The organism is Streptomyces sp. SS7 (assembly GCF_037993025.1).
GTDB lineage: Bacteria > Actinomycetota > Actinomycetes > Streptomycetales > Streptomycetaceae > Streptomyces.
This window is the reverse complement of sequence record NZ_CP141223.1, coordinates 3269898-3289914: the sequence shown is the minus strand read 5'-3', so window position 1 is coordinate 3289914 and position 20017 is coordinate 3269898. Positions and strand designations below refer to the sequence as shown.

Here is a 20017-nt window from a genome sequence, read left to right as displayed (position 1 = left end):
ACGGGCACGGCTGGGGAGGCGTCATGGAGGGAGTACCGGCGCGGGCGCGCGGTTACGTCGCCGGTGCCGCCCTCGCCGCCCTGCTCTGTCTGTCCCCGCTCACCACCGCCCCGGGCACGCCCTGGCGGGCCGTGGGACTGCTCGCCGCGCTGTACGCGGCGGGCGAGCAGATCGCCCGGCGCCGGTTCGCCGGGACCTTCTCCCCCGTCCTGCTCGCCGGGGCCTTCCTCCTGCCGGCGCCCGCCGCCGCGCTCGTACCGCTCCCCGGGGCCCTGTGCTCGTACGTCGACACGGGCCCCTTTCTGCTGCGCCGCGTCTGGCGGGCCGCTCAGTCGTGTCTCGCCGTCTGGGCCGCTGCGCAGGTCCACGGCGCACTGGGTGGGCCGGCGGCCGTGGCGGGCTCCGACGTCCCCTGCGTGCTGCTGCCCGCGGGCGCGGCCGTCCTCGTCCACTGCGCGGTGCTCGCCGCCCTCGACGGCGGGATGCTCGCGCTCGCCGAGGGCCTCCCGGCGCCCAAGGTCGTCCACGGCCTGTTCCTGCGCTCGCTCGCACCCCTCGCCGTGCACGGACTTGCCGGGGTGATGATGGCCGTGCTCTGGCGCAGCCCCTACGGGCCGGTGGCCGCGCTGCTGGTGCTGTTCCCGATGGCCGTCTCCTGGTGGGTGTTCGCCCAGTACCACCGGGAGCGCGCCGCGCACCGGGCGACGATCCGCGCGCTCGTCCAGGCCGTCGACATCAAGGACGGCTACACCCGGGGCCACAGCGAACGCGTCGGACAGGCCTCCGTGCTGATCGCGCGCGAACTGGGCATGGACGAGCGCCGGGTGGAGGTCATCCGGTTCGCCGGCATCCTGCACGACGTCGGCAAGCTCGGCGTGCCCACCCGGCTGCTGCGCAAGGACGGACCGCTGACCCCCGAGGAACGGCGGGTGATCGAACTGCATCCGGAGTACGGCCATGAGATCACCCGGGGGATCTCCTTCCTCGGCGAGGCCCGCTCGGCGATCCTCCACCACCACGAGCGGATCGACGGCAGCGGCTACCCCTACGGGCTGGCGGGCCGTCAGATCCCGGAACCCGCGCGGGTGGTGGCCGTCGCCGACGCCTTCGACGCGATGACCTCCACCCGCAGCTACAGCCGCGCCCGGCCGGTGGAGGTCGCCCTGGCGGAGCTCCAGCGGTGCGCCGGGACCCACTTCGACCCCCGCATGGTCACGGCCCTGGTCCGGGTGATCGACCGAGAGGGCTGGCACCCCAGGGTGACCGCGGACGAACCCGCGCGCACGGTCCCCGCCCCCGCCGCGGCCCCGGAGCGTCCGGGGGTGCCCCGATGACCGCGCGCCCTCTGCACGCCGCGGCGGCGCTGCTCACCCTCGGTTCCCTCGTCGTCACCTTCCGCACCGGCGTCGAGGAGGGGTCCGTCGCGCTGGCCTTCGGGGCGCTGGTCGCCGTGGGGGAGGTGATGAGCGGCCCCGGACTGCGGGAGACCGCTCCCCTCGGCGCCGCCGCGGGACTGTCGTACGCCCTGCTCGGGGAGCACGCCGGACACCCCGGCCACCACGGGGTCGCCCAGGTCGTGTCGGTGGTCGCCGCCGCCTCCCTGCTGGGCAGCGTGCCCCATCTCGCCCGGGGGCAGGGTCCCGTCCTCGACCATCTGGTCCGCCGGGTCCTGGCCGTCGGCTTCGCGGCCGTCTGCTTCCAGCCGCTGTACAACGCCGGGGCCTTCGACCGCTGGCGGGGCCCCCTCTACGCCCTGGTCCTGCTCGCCCTGCTCGTCCTGACCGTGCTCTGCGACGCCCTGATCGCCGCCGCGCTCGCGCACTCCCGCACCGGCTGGCCGTTCCCCCCGCTGCTCCGCGACGAGCTGCGGGCGGTGCCCGGGATCGGCTCGGCGGTGTGCGCGACCGGCGCGGTGACGGCGCTCGCGGTCGCCGTCGTCGGGCTGTGGGCGCTGCCCGTGTTCTCGGTGCCGCTGCTGCTGACCCAGCTGTCCCTGCGCCGGTACGACGCGGTCCGCGCCACCAACCGGCAGACCATCGTCTCCCTCGCCCGCGCCACCGAGATCGCCGGCTACACCCCGGCCGGGCACGCCCGCCGGGTCGCCGCCCTCAGCCAGGCCGTGGGCCGGGACCTCGGGCTGCCGGAGGCCGAGCTGACCGTCCTGGAGTACGCGGCCCTCATGCACGACATCGGTCAGCTCAGCCTGGTCGACCCGGTCCCGGCCGGCGCCACCTGCGGCCTTCCGGCGGCCGAGCAGCGCCGGATCGCGCTGCTGGGCGGGGCCGTCGTCCGCCAGACCGGGGCGGGCGCGCAGGTCGCGGCGGTCGTCGAGCGGCAGGCCGACCCCTATCCCGAGCAGCCGCCGGCCGCCCGCATCGTCCGGGTGGTGAACGCCTACGAGGAGAAGGTGCAGGGCACCGGACCCGGCGGCCCCCTCTCCGCCCTGGAGGAACTGCGTCTGGGCACTGGCGGGGAGTACGCCCCGGAGGTCGTCGAGGCGCTGGCCAGGGTGCTGTGCCGCGACTGTCTGACCCTGCCCGAGGGTGGGTAACCCATGGGTAATGAGCGCCCTCCCAGCCGCACGTGGTTGGATGCGAGGGAGAGAGTGTCCGGGGGCACTGGCCAGCCCACTGAACGGAACTGGCAGGCGGGAATCGTGAGGATCTTCGGCAAGGGACGGCACCGGCCCTCCGCTTCCTGGCGGCAGGCCACGGACCGCGCGTTCACGCTCATCGGCGACGGACGCTACGAGGACGCGGGCGCACTGCTGACACGTGCCGCCGACCTGGAGCCCTGGCTGTCGGAGTCCTGGTTCAACCTCGCCCTGCTGCACAAGTTCCGGCACGACTGGGAGCAGGCCCGCACCGCCGGCCTGCGGGCCGTCGCGCTGCTGGACCGGGAGACCGGCGCACCCGACTGGTGGAACGTCGGCATCGCCGCCACCGCGCTCCAGGACTGGCCGCTGGCCCGCCGTGCCTGGCAGGCGTACGGGCTGCACGTGCCCGGCAGCGGCATCGGTTCCGGTGAGCCCGTCGGGATGGAGCTGGGCAGCGCCGCCGTACGGCTGTCCCCGGAGGGTGAGGCCGAGGTGGTGTGGGGGCGGCGGCTGGACCCCGCCCGGATGGAGGTGCTGTCGATCCCGCTGCCGTCGTCCGGGCGGCGCTGGGGCGAGGTCGTCCTGCACGACGGCGTGCCGCACGGCGAGCGGACCACGGCCGCCGGGCACTCCTACCCCGTCTTCGACGAGATCGAGCTGTGGGCGCCGTCGCCCGTGCCGACCTGGGTGGTCCTGCTGGAGGCGGCGACGGAGGCGGACCGGGACGCGCTGGAGCAGCTGGCCGCGGACGCCGGGTTCGCCGCGGAGGACTGGTCGTCGTCGGTGCGTCTGCTGTGCCGGATGTGCTCGGAGTCGCGGATGCCGTCGGACGAGGGCGACGGGGAGCATCTCGATCCGCACGATCACAGTGAGCCGGGACATCCGGGGCCGCTGGGGCATCGTACGGACGGGCAGTTGTGGGTGCCGGAGCGGGAGTGCGGGGTGGCCGCGCCGGCCGGGCTGGTGCGGGGGCTGCTGGACGGCTGGGTCGCCGACAGCCCGGATTCCAGGGATTGGCGGGATCTGGAAGAGGTGTGCTGAGTCGTTCTTCTGCCGCGGCTCCGTAGCGGCCGGTGGCTCCCGCGGAGGAGCTGCACGGCTAAACCGCCCCGCGCCGCCCAAGGGCGCGTCCACGTACCCTGTATCCGCAACATCACCCCAGGTTCTGAGGAAGGCATCGTCGGTCATGGCGCAGCAGGACACCGATCAGCAGCACGCGGGCGTGCTCCCCGTGGACGACGAGGGCTTCGTCATCGACGTCGAGGACACCGAGGAGCGGGAACAGGCGTACCGGGAGCGCGGCACCTCGCGGCCCATCACCGTCGTCGGTAACCCGGTGCTGCACAAGGAGTGCAAGGACGTCACCGTGTTCGACGACGAGCTGCGGCAGCTGGTCGACGACATGTTCGCCTCGCAGCGCACCGCCGAGGGCGTGGGCCTGGCCGCCAACCAGATCGGTGTCGACCTGAAGGTCTTCGTCTACGACTGCCCCGACGACGAGGGCGCCCGGCACGTCGGGGTCGTCTGCAACCCCGAGCTGGTCGAACTGCCCGCCGACCGGCGCCGGCTGGACGACAGCAACGAGGGCTGTCTGTCCGTGCCCACCGCGTACGCGCCGCTCGCCCGGCCCGACTACGCCGAGGTGACCGGGCAGGACGAGCGGGGCAACCCGATCAAGGTGCGCGGAACCGGGTACTTCGCTCGGTGTTTGCAGCACGAGACCGATCACCTCTACGGGTACCTGTACATCGACCGGCTGTCCAAGCGCGAACGCAAGGACGCCCTGCGGCAGATGGCCGAGAACGAGCCCCGCTACCCCGTGGTCGCCAACGGCTGAACCACGCCCCTGCGCACACGACGCCCGGCCGGGAACCTCCCGGCCGGGCGTCGTTCGTATGCCCGACGCACGTTCGATCGCTTATGCACATCCGCTGATCCATAACCAGTCACCGTAGGATGGAATCTCAGTGGGTCCAGGTAGTGAATGGAGCAAATCCGTTCCCATAGCGGTCACTTGTGGTGCTGAATGGAAGTGCGGGGATACGCAACGGCGCGCGCCCGGCACGGCGGGAGGGGCGTGTTGCCCACTGGCGGCTGAGAGGGGTTGTTCGTGCCAGCTTTCCCATACAGCACCACATACCGCACCATGGTGAGGGTGGCCGCACCAACGGTTCCGCCCTCGCTCTCTCTTCCGGTCATCGAGGCGGCCTTTCCCCGGCATCTGCATCCGTATTGGCCCCGGTTGCAGGAGAAGACCCGCTCCTGGCTGCTGGAAAAAGGCCTCATGCCGGCGGACAAGGTCGCAGAATATGCCGACGGACTGTGCTACACGGATCTGATGGCGGGCTACTACCTGGATGCCTCCGAGGAGGTTCTCCAGGCCATAGCCGACTACAGCGCATGGTTCTTCGTCTGGGACGACCGGCACGACCGCGACGTCGTCCACGGACGTACCGCGCAGTGGCGTCGGCTCAGGTTCCGGTTGCACGCGGCGCTGGACGCCCCGGCGGCCCACCTGCGCCATCCCGACCCGCTGGTGGCCGGGCTCGCGGACAGCGCGGGCCGTCTGTTCGCGTTCCTTCCCGGCACCTGGAACGCGCGGTTCAGGCGCCACTTCCACGCCGTGATCGAGGCGTACGACCGTGAATTCCGCAATCGCCTCCAGGGACGGGTCCCCCCGGTCGATGAATATCTGGCGCTGCGCCGGCTCACCTTTGCACACTGGATCTGGACCGACCTCCTGGAGCTGAGTGCCGGATGCGAACTGCCGGACGCGGTGCGGAAACACCCTTCCTTTCGAAAGGCGGCCCTGCTGAGCCAGGAGTTCGCCGCCTGGTACAACGACCTCTGCTCACTCCCGAAGGAAATAGCGGGCGATGAGGTGCACAATCTCGGAATCAGCCTCATCACCCACGAGGGACTGACTCTCGAAGAAGCGGTGGACGAAGTACGACGGCGCGTCGAGGAATGCATATCCGGATTCATCGACGTCGAGAAGGACGTCTTACGGCTGGCCGACCGGCTCGCCGACGGGACGGTCCATGGAAAAGAACTCGGCGCCGCCGTACGGGCCTGCCTCGCGAACATGCGGAACTGGTTCAGTTCCGTCTACTGGTTCCACCACGAGTCCGGCCGGTACACGGTCGACAGCTGGGACGACCGGTCCACGCCCCCGTACGTCAACAACGAAGCGGCAGGTGAGAAATGACCGTCGAATCGGTGAAACCCGAGTCCTCCGGGGCCACGGGACCGCAGGAACCACCCCTGGCCGGCGGCGGGGTCCCGCTCCTCGGCCACGGCTGGAGGCTGGCCCGCGGGCCGCTGGCCTTCCTCGAACAGCTGCGTGACCACGGGGACGTGGTCCGCCTGAGGCTCGGCCCCAAGACGGTGTACGCCGTCACCGCGCCCGACCTCACCGGGGAACTCGCCCTCAGCCCGGACTACATCATCTCCGGGCCCCTGTGGGAGTCCCTGGAGAGCCTGCTCGGCAAGGAGGGCGTGGCCACCGCCAACGGCCCGCTCCACCGACGCCAGCGACGCACCATCCAGCCCGCGTTCCGGCTCGACGCCCTCCCGGCCTACGGGCCGGTCATGGAGGAGGAGGCGTACGCGCTCGTCGAACGCTGGAGCCGCGGTGAGGTCCTCGACGCCACCGCCGAGGGCTTCCGGGTGTCGGTGCGCATCTCCGCCCGCTGTCTGATGCGCGGCACCTACATGGACAGCCGGTCCGAGCGCATCACCTCCGCGCTCGCCACACTGTTCGCCGGGATGTACCAACGCATGGTGCTCCCCCTCGGACCCCTTTATCGGGTACCGATTCCGGCCAACCGCGAATTCAACCGCGCCCTGGCCGATCTGCACCGGCTGGTCGACGAGATCATCGCCGAGCGGCGGGCGTCCGGTCAAAAGCCGGACGATTTGCTGACGGCTTTGCTGGAGGCCGAGGACGAGAATGGCGATCCCATCGGGGAACAGGAGATCCACGACCAGGTCGTGGCGATACTGACCCCGGGCAGCGAAACCGCCGGTTCCGTGGTCATGTCGCTGCTCCACGTCCTCACCGAGCATCCGGATCAAGTGGACAAGATCCGCGCCGAGGTGAAAAACGTCGTCGGTGACCGGCGGGTCGCATTCGACGACGTCCGAAAGCTCCGGCACACGGCCAATGTGGTGGTCGAGACCATGCGGCTGTATCCCGCCGTATGGATATTGACCCGGCGCGCGGTGACCGACACCCGGCTCGGCGGATACCGCATTCCGGCCGGTGCGGACATCGTCTACAGCCCGTACGCGCTCCAGCGCGATCCGCGTTCGTTCGAACGGAACGAGGAGTTCGATCCCGACCGCTGGCTGCCCGGTTACTCCGCCTCGGTGCCGAAGTACGCCATGTCGCCGTTCGGCGTCGGCAACCGCAAGTGCCCGAGCGACCACTTCTCGATGGCCGCACTGACCCTGATCGCCGCGGTGGTGGCGAACGCGTTCCGCTTCGAGCCCGCGCCCGGCTCCGACCACCGCACGCACATAGGCATCACGCTCCGCCCGCGCCGACTGCGGGTGCGGGCGCTGCCGGGGTGAGAGCGCGCGGGGGCCGGCCGGGGGCGGCGGGCGGTCAGGCGACCGCCTGCGGCCCCCGGAAGGTCCGCCGGTAGGCGTTCGGGGTCGTGCCCAGCGACCGGACGAACTGATGGCGCAGGGCGCCCGCCGTGCCGAAGCCGGTGCGCCAGGCGATCGCGTCCATCGTCTCGTCCGTGGCCTCCAGCAGGTGCTGCGCGAGCAGCACCCGCTGGCGCAGCAGCCAGCGGTAGGGGGTGGTGCCCGTCTCCTGCTGGAAACGGCGGGCGAAGGTGCGCGGCGCCATGTGCGCGCGGGCCGCGAGCTGCTCGACCGTGACCTCCTGGTCGAGGTGCGCCTCCATCCAGGCCAGGACCTCCCCGACCGTGTCGCAGGAGGAGCGGGGCAGCGGCCGCTCGATGTACTGCGCCTGCCCGCCGTCCCGGTGCGGCGGTACGACCATCCGCCGGGCGATCCGGTTCGCCACCTCGGGCCCCTGCTCCTTGCGCACCAGGTGCAGGCAGGCGTCGATCCCGGCGGCGGTGCCCGCGGAGGTGATCACCGGGTCCTCGTCGACGTAGAGGACGTCCGGCTCGACGACGGCCCGCGGGTACTGGCGGGTCAGCGCCTCGGCGTGGTGCCAGTGGACCGCGCACCGCCGCCCGTCGAGCAGCCCGGCGGCGCCCAGCACGAAGACCCCGGAGCACACGCTGAGCACCCGCGTCCCGCGGGCCACGGCCCGGCGCAGGGCGTCGAGCAGCTCCGGCGGATACTCCCGCAGGTGGTAGCCGCTCCCGGCGGGCAGGGTGATCAGATCGGCCTCCTCCAGCCGCTCCAGGCCGTACGGCGTGGAGACGCTCAGCCCGCCGACATGGGTGCCCAGCGACGGGCCCTCGGCCGAGACCACCGCGAAGTCGTACACCGGCAGTCCCTCGTCGCGGCGGTCGACGCCGAAGACCTCGCAGACCACACCGAGTTCGAAGGGATGCACACCGTCGAGGAGGACGGCGACCACGTTCTGCAGCATGCCTCCAGTGTGCACCCGTGATGGCAGTAATTTGAAGGTGTACGGCAGTCCTGCCACTGCCGGTAAGGAGTGTCCGGCGGGACAGTGGTGTCCATGAACACGAACCAGATCGAAGGCCTCGTCGGAATGCTCACCGTCCTCGTCATCCTGGCGTTCCTGGTCGCCCCCTCGGTGGCCGGCGCCGTCCGTGACCGCCGCATCGACCGCGAGCTGAGAAACGCGGCGCGGGCGCTGCACACCCGTGTGTAGCCTCTCCTGACCGAACGACAAGGGGAGGACCATGCGAAGAACGCCAGGGGCCGCGGCAGTTGGGGCCGCGGCCCTCGTCCTGGTGGCGGCCACGGGGGCGCACGCCGAGGGCCGGGGAGACGTCCGGGTCACCAAGACCGTCGTCAACGGCGGGAAGAACGTGACCGTCGGGACGTCGAGCACCGTCAGGTACCCGATCACCGTCACCGTCAAGGACGACTCGGGAGTCAAGGGGATCACCGACCTCAGCACCTTCAACAAGACCAACGGCTACGGCTTCGCGACCTGGGACGGCGACTCGTCCTGCGTGAAGCGGAGCGCGACGGTGTCGGTGTGCACGGGCACGATGACCATCGGCCCCGGCTGGATCGCCGACAGCGACGACATCGACTCCAACCGGGTCGCCGGGGTGTGGCAGGTCAACGCCACCGTCAAGGCGAAGGACGGCGACTACTGGATCTCCGACCACATCGCCGAGTACAAGGTCAAGCGCGCCTCCAGGCTCACCACGGTCATCGCGCCCACCCGCGTTGCCCAGGGCACGAAGGTCACCGTCAGCGGCAAGCTGTCCCGGGCGGACTGGGAGGACCTCAAGTACCACGGGTTCTCCGGGCAGGAGGTCAGGCTGCAGTACAAGAAGGCCGGCACCGCCCACTACCGCACGGTGAAGACCGTGCGGACGGGCAGTGCCGGCCGGCTCAGCACCAAGGTCACCGTCACCGCGGCGGGCAGCTGGCGCTGGTACTTCCCCGGCACGACGACGACCGCGCGGATCGTGTCGGCCGGGGACGCGGTCGGCCTCAGGTGACCTGAAGCGACCTGAAGCGACCTGAAGCGACCTGAAGCGACCTGAGGTGACCTGAGGTGACCTGAAGCGAGCGGAGGGTCAGAAGTCCTCGTCCAGGTCGACCGTGCCCTCCACGGCCACCTGGTACGCCGACGGGCGGCGCTCGAAGAAGTTGGTCAGCTCCTGGACGCCCTGGAGCTCCATGAAGGAGAACGGGTTCTCCGAGCCGTACACCGGGGCGAAGCCCAGCCGTGTGAGGCGCTGGTCGGCGACGCACTCCAGGTACTGCCGCATCGAGTCGGTGTTCATGCCCGGCAGTCCGTCGCCGCACAGGTCCCGCGCGAACTGCAGCTCGGCCTCGACGGCCTCCCGGAGCATGTCCGTGACCTGCTGCCGGAGCTGCTCGTCGAACAGCTCCGGCTCCTCCTTGCGGACCGTGTCGACCACGTCGAACGCGAAGCTCATGTGCATGGTCTCGTCCCGGAACACCCAGTTGGTTCCGGTGGCGAGACCGTGCAGCAGACCCCGGCTGCGGAACCAGTAGACGTACGCGAAGGCGCCGTAGAAGAACAGGCCCTCGATGCACGCGGCGAAGCAGATCAGGTTCAGCAGGAAGCGGCGGCGGTCGGCCCGCGACTCCAGGCGGTCGATCTTCTCGACCTCGTCGATCCACCTGAAGCAGAACTCCGCCTTCTCGCGGATCGAGGGGATGTTCTCGACCGCCGCGAAGGCGGCCGCCCGGTCGTCCGGGTCGGGCAGGTAGGTGTCCAGCAGCGTCAGATAGAACTGGACGTGGACGGCCTCCTCGAAGAGCTGCCGGCTCAGGTACAGGCGCGCCTCGGGGGAGTTGATGTGCTTGTACAGCGTCAGCACCAGGTTGTTCGCCACGATCGAGTCGCCCGTCGCGAAGAAGGCGACCAGCCGGCCGATCAGGTGCTGCTCCATCGGGGACAGCTTGGCGAGGTCCGCGACGTCCGAGTGGAGGTCGACCTCCTCCACGGTCCAGGTGTTCTTGATGGCGTCCCGGTAGCGCTCGTAGAAGTCCGGGTAGCGCATGGGGCGCAGCGTCAGCTCGAAGCCGGGGTCGAGCAGGTTCTTGTTGCTGGGCATTACTGGCAGGCCTCGCAGGACTCGGGGTTCTCGAGGGAGCAGGCGACGGCGTCGGGGTCGGCCGTCTGCTGCACCGGGATGGTGGTCGGCGTCTGCGCCTGGGCGGCCCGGGCGATCCGGGTCGCCGGACGCGAACGCAGGTAGTACGTCGTCTTCAGGCCCGACTTCCAGGCGTACGCGTACATCGAGGAGAGCTTGCCGATGGTCGGCGTCTCCAGGAACAGGTTCAGCGACTGCGACTGGTCCAGGTACGGGGTGCGGGCCGCGGCCATGTCGATCAGGCCGCGCTGCGGGATCTCCCACGCCGTCCGGTACAGGGCCCGTACGTCCGCCGGGATCCACGCGAAGTCCTGCACCGAGCCGTTGGACTCGCGCAGCGCCTCCCGGGTGCGCGCGTCCCACACGCCCAGCTCCTTGAGGTCCTGCACCAGGTACGAGTTGACCTGGAGGAACTCACCGGAGAGCGTCTCGCGCTTGAACAGGTTGGACACCTGCGGCTCGATGCACTCGTAGACGCCCGCGATGGAGGCGATGGTGGCGGTCGGCGCGATGGCGAGGAGCAGGCTGTTGCGCAGGCCCGTCGTCGCGATCCGCGCGCGCAGCGCCGCCCAGCGCTCCGGCCAGGTGAACTCCACGCCGTAGTGGTCGGGGTGCAGCACGCCCCGCGCGGTACGGGTCTTGTCCCAGGCCGGCAGCGGGCCGCTGCGCTCGGCGAGGTCGGCGGAGGCCTCGTACGCGGCGAGCATGATCCGCTCGGCGATCCGCGTCGACAGCGCGCGCGCCTCGGCGGAGTCGAACGGCAGCCGCAGCTTGAAGAAGACGTCCTGCAGACCCATCGCGCCCAGGCCCACCGGACGCCATCTGGCGTTGGACCGGCCCGCCTGCTCGGTCGGGTAGAAGTTGATGTCGACGACCCGGTCCAGGAAGGTGACGGCGGTGCGGACGGTGGCGTCCAGCCGCTCCCAGTCGAGATCGGCGGTCGCGGGGTCGACGAACGCGCCGAGGTTCACCGAACCCAGGTTGCAGACCGCGGTCTCGCCGTCGTCCGTGACCTCCAGGATCTCCGTGCAGAGGTTGGAGGAGTGGACGACATGGCCCGGCAGCGCCGTCTGGTTGGCGGTGCGGTTGGCCGCGTCCTTGAAGGTCATCCAGCCGTTGCCGGTCTGCGCGAGGGTCCGCATCATCCGGCCGTACAGATCACGGGCCGGGATGGTCTTCCTCGCGAGCCCGGCCGCCTCCGCCTTGCGGTACGCGGCGTCGAACTCCTCGCCCCACAGGTCGACCAGCTCGGGCACGTCGGCGGGGGAGAACAGCGACCACTGCCCGTCGGCGTTCACCCGGCGCATGAACTCGTCCGGGATCCAGTGCGCCAGGTTCAGGTTGTGCGTACGGCGGGCGTCCTCACCGGTGTTGTCGCGCAGCTCCAGGAACTCCTCGATGTCGGAGTGCCAGGTCTCCAGGTAGACCGCGGCCGCGCCCTTGCGCCGCCCGCCCTGGTTCACGGCGGCGACGGAGGCGTCCAGGGTCTTCAGGAACGGCACGATCCCGTTGGAGTGCCCGTTGGTGCCGCGGATCAGCGAACCGCGCGAGCGGATGCGGGAGTACGACAGCCCGATGCCGCCGGCGTGCTTGGACAGCCGGGCCACCTGGTGGTAGCGGTCGTAGATCGAGTCCAGCTCGTCCAGCGGGGAGTCGAGGAGGTAGCAGGACGACATCTGGGGGTGCCGGGTGCCGGAGTTGAAGAGGGTGGGGGAGGACGGCAGGTAGTCGAGCCGGCTCATGAGCCCGTAGAGCGCGGCGACCTCGTCCACGGAGCGGGCCGTGTCGTCCTCGGCGAGACCGCTCGCGACGCGCAGCAGGAAGTGCTGGGGCGTCTCGACGACCTTCCGGGTGAGGGGGTGGCGCAGCAGGTAGCGGCTGTGCAGCGTGCGGAGCCCGAAGTAGCCGAAGCGGTCGTCGGCGGCCGGGTCGATCAGCGCGTCCAGCCGGTCCGCGTGCAGCCGTACGAACGTGGCGGTGCGGTCGGCGACGAGCCCCTCGCGGTGGCCGACGGCGACGGACCCGGTGAAGGACGTGACGCCCTGGGAGGCGGCCTCGGCGGCGATGGAGACCGTCAGCAGCCGGGCGGCCAGCTTCGAGTAGGCGGGGTCCTCGGAGATCAGGCCGGCGGCCGCCTCCGTGGCCAGCTCGCGCAGCTCCGTCTCGTCCGCCCGCGCCGAGCGGCCGCGCAGCGCGGCGGCGGCGACCCGACCGGGGTCGGCGTCGGGGAGGTCGGCGGTCAGCTCGGTCAGGGTCCGCAGCAGCGCGGCACCGGGACCGTCGAAGTCCGGCTGGATCGCTGAGGCCGGATCGGCTGGCGCGATGGTCACGTGGGGCTCTCCCTCGCTCGGCAGGGGGCCTCGCACAGGACAGGGGGCAGCACACGAGCGCGCACGGCGTCGCGTCCACCGGCCCACTCCACGAGACCCGGACGTCAAGGCACCCGGACCGGGACGGCCGGGTGCGCTGTCGGCAGGTCCTCGGACTGACGCTCGGGCACAGACGTGCACGAGTACACCGTTGCGGGACAGTTCCGGATTCGCACCGGATTCCCCTGCGGCGACAACGAGCATGAGCATACATCTTGTGCTCGCCTGTAACGCCACCCCCAGATGTTGTGTCGGGGTGGTGTCAGAGTGTCAACTCGTAGGTGAGGAGAGTGACGTCGTCCAGGTGCGGCACGGGATTCCAGTCCCGCCCGGGCGTACGGACGAAGCCGAGACGTTCGTAGATCCGGTGGGCGGCGTGCATGCTGCGCTGGGTCGACAGGACGACCGCCGTGCAGCCCTCCGTGGCCCGCGCGCGGTCGAGACAGGCGCGCACGAGGGCCTCCCCGGCGCCCCGGCCCCGCGCGTCGTGCGCGACCGCCAGGGCGCGGATCTCGGCCTCGCCGGGCCGCGCGATGTCGGCGACCGGGCCGGGCCCGGCGACGAAGGTGACACCGCCGAGGAGCCGGTCGCCGTCCACGGCCACGAGCACCTCCGCGGCGGCCGCGCGGGCGGCGACGTCCTTGAGCACCGGCAGGTACTCGTCCCCCTCGCCGTAGTCGAGGAGGCCGTCCTGGAGATAGGCCTGTGCGGTGATGTCGCCGAGTGGCCCGTATTCGGCGGGACTCGCTGTGCGGATGACCAGGTCCATGCGGGTGATTGTGGACGACAGCGGGCCGCCGTTGTGCATGGTTTTCGGCGGCCCGCCGCGGGTGGTGCGTGGCCGGCCGGGGCCCAGGCGGCGGAGCCGCAGGGTGATACGGCTCCGCGCCCCCTGGTGGGCCGGGGTCGGCGTCGGTCAGTGGCTCGTCCCCGCCGTCGCCGGGGGAAGTTCCACCTGTACCCCCGGGTCGCCCGCGTCCGCCGTGTAGTCCTCGGGCCTGGTCTCGTCGACGCCCTCGGGGGCCTTCACGGCCTTCAGGACGAAGGTCAGCACGACCGTGACCGCGACGTTCAGGACGAAGGCCGTGAGACCGATGTAGCCGATCTCGCCGATGCCGGGGATCTCCTTGGCCGAGCCGCCGAAGTGCTTCTGGGTGGGGGAGGCGACCCCGTACGCGGCGAACGTGCCGTACACCATGCCGACCGCCCAGCCGGCGAGCAGGGCCCAGCGGTGGAACCAGCGGGTGAACAGGCCGCCGACCAGGGCCGGGAAGGTCTGCAGGATCCAGATGCCGCCCAGCAGCTGGAAGTTGATGGCGACCGTCTTGTCCATGGTGAGGACGAACGCGAGGGCGCCGATCTTGACCAGGAGCGAGACCAGCTTGGAGACCTTCGTCTCCTGCTGGGGGGTGGCGTCCGGCCTGATGAAGTCCTTGTAGATGTTGCGGGTGAACAGGTTCGCGGCCGCGATCGACATGATGGCCGCCGGGACGAGCGCCCCGATGCCGATCGCCGCGAACGCCACGCCCGCGAACCATGACGGGAACATGTCCTCGAAGAGCTGAGGGATGGCGAGCTGGCCGTTGGTGACCTTGACGCCGGCCGCGATCGCCATGAAGCCCAGCAGGGCCAGCAGACCGAGCATCAGGGAGTACAGCGGCAGGATCGTGGTGTTGCGGCGGATCACGTCACGGCTCTTGGAGGACAGGGTCGCGGTGATCGAGTGCGGGTACATGAAGAGCGCGAGCGCGGAGCCCAGCGCCAGCGTCGCGTACGTCCACTGCCCCGGTTCCGCCGGGGTCAGCGCGCCGCGCGGCTTGCCCGTCGCCGGGTTGGTCCGGCTGAACGCCTCACCGGCCTTGGCGAAGATGTCGTCGAACCCGCCCAGCTTGATCGGGATGTAGATGATCGCCACCGCGATGACGATGTAGATCAGCGTGTCCTTCACGAACGCGATCAGTGCGGGGGCGCGCAGACCCGAGGAGTAGGTGTACGCCGCGAGCACGCCGAACGCGATCAGCAGGGGCAGGTCCTTCACGAACCAGTTGGTGTCGTCGCCGCCGACGCCCATCACGTCGAGCACCGCCTGGATGCCGACGAGCTGGAGCGCGATGTAGGGCATCGTCGCGAGGATGCCGGTCAGGGCCACCGCCAGCGACAGGCCCTTGGAGCCCCAGCGCCCGCGCACGAAGTCCGAGGTGGTCACGTACCCGTGCTTGTGGGAGACCGACCACAGGCGGGGGAGGAAGGTGAAGATCAGCGGGTAGACGAGGATCGTGTAGGGCACGGCGAAGAAGCCGGCCGCGCCCGCCGCGTAGATCGCCGCCGGTACGGCGACGAAGGTGTACGCGGTGTACAGGTCGCCGCCGAGCAGGAACCAGGTGATCCAGGTGCCGAACGACCGGCCGCCCAGGCCCCATTCGTCGAGGCTGTGCTCGTTGTCGGCGCGGCGCCAGCGGGCCGCCAGGAAGCCCATGACCGTGACGGCCAGGAAGAAGAGGATGAAGACGGCGAGGGCCACGCCGTTCACGCCGTCCTTCATCGGCCGGCACCTCCCCGGCGCGTCCGCTGGTCACGCCGCCAGAGCTGGTACGCCACCATCGTGAGCGCGGTCGAGATCAGCACCCACAGCATCTGGTACCAGTAGAAGAAGGGGATCCCGATGAACCGGGGATCCACCTTCGCGTAGGAACCCACCCACAGCATCGCCGCGAAGGGGGCGAGCAGACAGAGGCCGATGACGACGCGCACAGGCGTCACCACCGGCTCCTCGGGCACTTCCGGGGCTTCTGACATCGGTGGCTTCCGTCCCCTCGCTGATCGCCTTGATCACAGATGTAATGCGCAGGCAATGTAAGTGACGGATAAGCCGAGCGGAAGACCCTCTACAGACCCTCCACGCGCACGTGCGGCCAGTTCTGTCCGGCGGTCTTTTTCGCCCGGCTACTCGGCGGGCCGCTTCAGGCGGGCCACGAACTTGTAGCGGTCCCCCCGGTACACCGACCGCACCCATTCCACCGGCTGCCCGTCCTGGTCCAGCGAGTGCCGGGAGAGCATCAGCATCGGCAGGCCGACGTCGGTGCCGAGCAGGCCGGCCTCGCGCGGCGTGGCCAGGGAGGTCTCGATGGTCTCCTCGGCCTCGGCGAGCCGGACGTCGTAGACCTCGGCCAGCGCGGTGTACAGCGAGGTGTACTTGACCAGCGAGCGGCGCAGGGCCGGGAAGCGCTTGGCGCTCAGATGAGTGGTCTCGATGGCCATCGGCTCGCCGTTGGCCATGCGCAGCCGCTCGACGCGCAGCACCCGGCTGCCGGCGGTGACGTCCAGCAGCCCGGCGAGGGTGTCGTCGGCGGTGATGTAGCCGACGTCCAGCAGCTGCGAGGTGGGTTCGAGGCCCTGGGCGCGCATGTCCTCGGTGTAGGAGGTGAGTTGCAGCGCCTGGGAGACCTTCGGCTTGGCGACGAAGGTGCCCTTGCCCTGGATGCGCTCCAGGCGCCCCTCGACGACGAGTTCCTGGAGGGCCTGGCGGACGGTGGTGCGCGAGGTGTCGAACTCGGCGGCCAGGGTCCGCTCCGGCGGGACCGGGGTGCCCGGCGTCTGGGTCTCCGTCATGTCGAGCAGATGCTTCTTCAGCCGGTAGTACTTGGGCACGCGCGCGGTACGGACGGTCGCCCCACCCTCGTTCTCCGCACTGCTGACGTCGGTGCTCATGGCCTGCCTTCCCGGCTCCGGGAGCCGAAGGGCCGACACACCGTCGGCCGCGGCTTCACATCGTGGCACGGCGGCGGCAGGACTCGCCCCGCCGTTCCGTGATCCCCTCTGTATACCGTCGCACCGCTCGCTGGTCTAGTCCAGAGGGTGAGTGGTCTACCGGACTCCGCCCCTCCGGTGCCGATGTTTTCGACGGCTTCTTACTTAAAGGTTCCTGCATATCTAGAACCCATAACGGCTGGTCAAAGCCGTTTCAACCACCCTTGACAGCCGAAATGGTCTGCGCCAAGCTCACCGCACTGGTCTACACCATTGGTCCAGGTCCCGGCATATGGGCGGGGGGTGTGGGCATCCCTGAGGAGGGTGGCGTGAAGCGCAAGCTGATAGCCGCGATCGGTATCGCGGGCATGATGGTCTCCATCGCGGCGTGCGGCGGCGACAAGGACGGCGGGGACGCGAAGGGCTCCGAGGCCAAGGAACTGACGGTCTGGCTGACGGTCGACGCCCAGAACAACTGGCCCGCGCTGGTCAAGGCGGCCGACGCGGCCGTGCTGAAGAAGCACCCGGGCCTCAAGATCAACCACGAGTACTACGGCTGGCCCGACAAGAACGCCAAGCTCGACGCGGTCCTCGCCACCGACAAGGCCCCCGACGTGGTCGAGATGGGCAACACCGAGATGCTCGGCTACATGGTCAAGGGCGCTTTCGCCCCCCTCGACGCCGCCAAGTTCGACAACTCCTCCGCCTGGCTGGACGGCCTGAAGGCCTCCGTCACCTACGACGGCAAGATCTACGGCGTCCCGTACTACGCCGGCGGCCGCGTCGCCAACTGGCGCAAGGACGTCTTCGCCTCGGTCGGCGTGAAGTCCACCCCGAAGACCTACGCCGAGCTGACCGCCGCCCTCGACAAGGTCCAGAAGAAGGAGGGCGACAAGTTCTCCGCCTGGTACCAGCCCACCCGCGACTGGTACGCGGCCATGTCCTTCGTCTACGACGCGGGCGGCTCCATCGCCGTCGAGTCGGGCGGCAAGTGGAAGGCCAACCTCTCCTCGCCGGAGTCCCTCAAGGGCCTGAACGAGTTCAAGACGGTCGTCGACAAGTACATGCACGGCGACAAGACCAAGGACGAGTCCGACCGGTACATCGTCTACGGCCAGGGCAAGTCCGGCATGATCTTCGCCCCCGCCTGGGAGGGCGCGACCGCCGCGGCCAAGGAGAACGACAAGACCGGCAAGCTCGCCGGCAACGTCGAGAACTTCGTGATGCCCGGCCCGTCCGGCAAGAACCTCCCGGTCTTCCTCGGCGGCTCCGACCTCGCCGTCCCGGTCAAGTCCGACGCGCAGGCCCTCGCCGCCGAGTGGATCAACGCCTTCACCGGCCCCTCCGGTCAGAAGGGCCTGATGGCCAAGGGCAACCTGCCCAACAACAAGACCGACCTCGCCACCCTCAAGAACGACCCGGCGACGGCCGTGCCGGCCACCGCGGCCGAGTCCAACTGGTTCGTCCCGATGGCCCCCGGCTGGGGCCAGGTCGAGAAGGCCCAGGTCCTGCAGAACATGCTGCAGTCCATCGGCACCGGCAAGAAGAGCGTCGAGGACGCCGCGAAGGAAGCGGACGCCGCGATCGACAAGGTCATCAACAACTCGTGACCTGACGGCGGCGCCCGGCCCCGAGCCGGGCGCCGCCTCCCGTACGACCCGTACGGGGCTTCGCCTTCGTACGACCCGAGGGACCGCTGAGGAGCGCGCGGATGAGTGCCGCAGACACGACCACCCCTGCCAAGGTGCCGCCGACGCGGCCGTCACCCCCACCGCCCGCCCCACCGGGCAGACCCCGGCCGAAGCGGACGTCCGCCGGCACCCCTTGGCTGCTGCTCGCCCCCTGTCTGCTCATCCTCCTGCTGGTGATGGGCTATCCGCTGGTCCGCCTGGTCACGCTGTCCTTCCAGAAGTTTGGCCAGTCCCAGCTCTGGGGCTTCCAGCCCGCCGAGAACATCGGCCTCGACAACTTCACCGGCGTCCTCGGCGACGGGGAGTTCTGGCAGGTCGTCGTCCGCACGATCGTCTTCGCCGCGGGCTGCGTGATCCTCACGATGGTCCTCGGCATGCTGATCGCCCTGCTGCTCCAGCGGGTCTCCGGCTGGGTGAAGACCCTCGTCAACATCGCCCTCGTGGCCAGCTGGGGCATGCCCGTCATCGTCGCCACCACCGTCTTCAAGTGGCTCTTCGACTCCGACTACGGCATCCTCAACGCGGTCCTCAGCAAGCTCCCCGGCGTCGATCTGATCGGCCACAACTGGTTCGCCAGCGGACCCCAGGGCCTGGCCGTCATCATGCTCCTGGTGATCTGGGGCGCGGTCCCCTTCGTGGTCATCACCCTCAGCGCCGGCCTCACCCAGGTCCCCGCCGAACTGGAGGAGGCCGCCCGCCTCGACGGCGCCGGCTCCTGGGGCGTCTTCCGGTACGTCACCCTGCCCGTCCTCAAGCCGATCGTCGTGATGCTCACGACCCTGTCGGTCATCTGGGACATGGGCGTCTTCCCACAGGTCTTCGTCATGCGGAACGGCCACCCGGAGCCCGAGTTCCAGCTGCTGACGACGTACTCCTACGACCGCGCCTTCGTCGTCAACGACTACGGCCAGGGCTCGGCGATCGCCCTGATCACCGTGCTGCTCCTGCTCGGGGTCGTCGCCGTCTACATGCGCCAGATGCTGAAGATCGGAGAGGTCGAATGAGCGGCATGAGTACGGCTTCCGCCCGCGGACGGACGCGGCTCGGCTGGAACCTCCTCGGGCTCCTCGTCTTCGCCGCCGCCGGCTTCCCCGTCTACTGGATGCTCAACACGGCGATCAAGCCCGCCAAGGACGCGATCGACCCGGACCCGAGCCTGCTGCCGACCGGCTTCACCCTCGACAACTTCCGCCGCGCGCTGCACATCGCGGACTTCTGGGGCCCCGTCGGGCGCAGCCTGACCGTCTCCATCGCGGTCGTCGCGATCGGCATCGTCGTGGGCATGCTGGCCGCGCTCGCCATCTCCCGGTTCGCCTTCCGCGGCCGGAAGGTCGTGATCGTCGGCATCCTCGCGGTCCAGATGGTCCCGCTGGTCGCCATGATCATCCCGGTCTTCCTGCTGCTGAACGACCTGGACCAGTACGACAAGCTGTCCGGTCTGATCATCACGTATCTGACCTTCATCCTCCCGTTCACGGTGTGGACCCTGCGCGGCTTCATCGTCAACATCCCCAAGGAGCTGGAGGAGGCCGCGATGGTCGACGGCTGCTCCCGCACCGGCGCCTTCGTCAGGGTGGTCTTCCCCCTCCTCGCCCCCGGCATGGTCGCCACCTCGGTCTACGGCTTCATCCAGGCCTGGAACGAGTACCTCTACGCCCTGATGCTGCTCAGCCAGAAGAACCAGACCGCGACGGTCTGGCTCGGCAACTTCACCACCAAGCACGGCACCGAGTACGCCCCGATGATGGCCGGCGCCACCCTGATGGCCGTCCCCATCGTCGCCCTCTTCCTCCTCGTCCAGCGCAAGATGGCCGCGGGCCTGACCGCGGGCGCCGTGAAGGGATGACGCCC

At 70.1% G+C, this 20017-nt stretch carries 18 protein-coding genes and 1 riboswitch; of the genes, 11 read left to right on the top strand and 7 right to left on the bottom strand.

Going from position 1 to position 20017, the window contains the following annotated elements:
- Window positions 1–23: 23 nt before the first annotated feature.
- The 6 genes from U5640_RS14960 to U5640_RS14935 all read left to right on the top strand — a co-directional run bounded on the left by U5640_RS14960 (window position 24) and on the right by U5640_RS14935 (window position 7171).
- Window positions 24–1334 (top strand): HD-GYP domain-containing protein, encoded by a 1311-nt coding sequence (locus U5640_RS14960; RefSeq protein WP_340376294.1) that lies wholly within the window; start codon window positions 24–26, stop codon window positions 1332–1334.
- Window positions 1331–2551 (top strand): HD domain-containing protein, encoded by a 1221-nt coding sequence (locus U5640_RS14955; protein ID WP_340376293.1) that lies wholly within the window; start codon window positions 1331–1333, stop codon window positions 2549–2551. The genes U5640_RS14960 and U5640_RS14955 overlap by 4 nt, the downstream gene beginning before the upstream one ends.
- Before the next feature lie 105 nt (window positions 2552–2656).
- On the top strand, window positions 2657–3637 hold the full coding sequence (locus tag U5640_RS14950; protein ID WP_067248086.1) for a hypothetical protein: 981 nt from the start codon (window positions 2657–2659) through the stop codon (window positions 3635–3637).
- Window positions 3638–3782: 145 nt separating this feature from the next.
- A complete protein-coding gene (def, locus tag U5640_RS14945; RefSeq protein WP_340376292.1) occupies window positions 3783–4433 on the top strand; it encodes a peptide deformylase in 651 nt (216 codons plus the stop codon).
- A gap of 309 nt (window positions 4434–4742) precedes the next feature.
- Entirely contained in the window at window positions 4743–5804 is a 1062-nt protein-coding gene (gene cyc1, locus U5640_RS14940) for an epi-isozizaene synthase (protein ID WP_340385114.1), read from the top strand.
- Window positions 5801–7171, top strand: a complete 1371-nt coding sequence (locus U5640_RS14935) for a cytochrome P450 (RefSeq protein WP_340376291.1) — start codon at window positions 5801–5803, stop codon at window positions 7169–7171. The genes cyc1 and U5640_RS14935 overlap by 4 nt, the downstream gene beginning before the upstream one ends.
- A gap of 34 nt (window positions 7172–7205) precedes the next feature.
- Here the strand turns inward: U5640_RS14935 and U5640_RS14930 are convergent, their stop codons facing one another.
- Complete coding sequence (locus U5640_RS14930; protein ID WP_340376290.1) at window positions 7206–8174, bottom strand: helix-turn-helix domain-containing protein; 969 nt, start codon at window positions 8172–8174, stop codon at window positions 7206–7208.
- Window positions 8175–8267: 93 nt separating this feature from the next.
- Here U5640_RS14930 and U5640_RS14925 point away from each other — a divergent pair, with 93 nt between their 5' ends.
- Window positions 8268–8423 (top strand): hypothetical protein, encoded by a 156-nt coding sequence (locus U5640_RS14925; RefSeq protein WP_340376289.1) that lies wholly within the window; start codon window positions 8268–8270, stop codon window positions 8421–8423.
- 31 nt (window positions 8424–8454) lie between these two features.
- Entirely contained in the window at window positions 8455–9231 is a 777-nt protein-coding gene (locus U5640_RS14920; protein ID WP_340376288.1) for a hypothetical protein, read from the top strand.
- Window positions 9232–9309: 78 nt separating this feature from the next.
- Here U5640_RS14920 and U5640_RS14915 read toward each other — a convergent pair whose 3' ends face one another.
- The 6 genes from U5640_RS14915 to U5640_RS14890 form a co-directional block, all read right to left on the bottom strand.
- Window positions 9310–10320, bottom strand: a complete 1011-nt coding sequence (locus tag U5640_RS14915) for a ribonucleotide-diphosphate reductase subunit beta (RefSeq protein ID WP_340376287.1) — start codon at window positions 10318–10320, stop codon at window positions 9310–9312.
- Window positions 10320–12689 (bottom strand): ribonucleoside-diphosphate reductase subunit alpha, encoded by a 2370-nt coding sequence (locus U5640_RS14910; protein ID WP_340376286.1) that lies wholly within the window; start codon window positions 12687–12689, stop codon window positions 10320–10322. The genes U5640_RS14915 and U5640_RS14910 overlap by 1 nt, the downstream gene beginning before the upstream one ends.
- Window positions 12690–12812: 123 nt before the next feature.
- Window positions 12813–12945: riboswitch (cobalamin riboswitch) on the bottom strand.
- A gap of 45 nt (window positions 12946–12990) precedes the next feature.
- Window positions 12991–13497, bottom strand: a complete 507-nt coding sequence (locus tag U5640_RS14905; RefSeq protein ID WP_340376285.1) for a GNAT family N-acetyltransferase — start codon at window positions 13495–13497, stop codon at window positions 12991–12993.
- A gap of 147 nt (window positions 13498–13644) precedes the next feature.
- The gene (locus tag U5640_RS14900; RefSeq protein WP_340376284.1) at window positions 13645–15270 is read right to left on the bottom strand and encodes a sodium:solute symporter; all 1626 of its coding nucleotides are present in this window, start codon (window positions 15268–15270) and stop codon (window positions 13645–13647) included.
- Window positions 15267–15524 (bottom strand): DUF3311 domain-containing protein, encoded by a 258-nt coding sequence (locus tag U5640_RS14895; RefSeq protein WP_340376283.1) that lies wholly within the window; start codon window positions 15522–15524, stop codon window positions 15267–15269. Before U5640_RS14895 ends, U5640_RS14900 begins: the two co-directional genes overlap by 4 nt.
- 147 nt (window positions 15525–15671) lie before the next feature.
- The gene (locus U5640_RS14890; RefSeq protein WP_340376282.1) at window positions 15672–16436 is read right to left on the bottom strand and encodes a GntR family transcriptional regulator; all 765 of its coding nucleotides are present in this window, start codon (window positions 16434–16436) and stop codon (window positions 15672–15674) included.
- A gap of 368 nt (window positions 16437–16804) precedes the next feature.
- Here U5640_RS14890 and U5640_RS14885 point away from each other — a divergent pair, with 368 nt between their 5' ends.
- The 3 genes from U5640_RS14885 (at window position 16805) to U5640_RS14875 (ending at window position 20012) form a co-directional block, all read left to right on the top strand.
- Window positions 16805–18085, top strand: coding sequence for an extracellular solute-binding protein (locus U5640_RS14885; protein ID WP_340376281.1), 1281 nt, complete (start codon window positions 16805–16807; stop codon window positions 18083–18085).
- A 101-nt stretch (window positions 18086–18186) separates the two neighbouring features.
- A complete protein-coding gene (locus U5640_RS14880) occupies window positions 18187–19170 on the top strand; it encodes a sugar ABC transporter permease (RefSeq protein ID WP_340376280.1) in 984 nt (327 codons plus the stop codon).
- A gap of 5 nt (window positions 19171–19175) precedes the next feature.
- Window positions 19176–20012, top strand: coding sequence for a carbohydrate ABC transporter permease (locus tag U5640_RS14875; protein WP_340376279.1), 837 nt, complete (start codon window positions 19176–19178; stop codon window positions 20010–20012).
- Window positions 20013–20017: the final 5 nt, after the last annotated feature.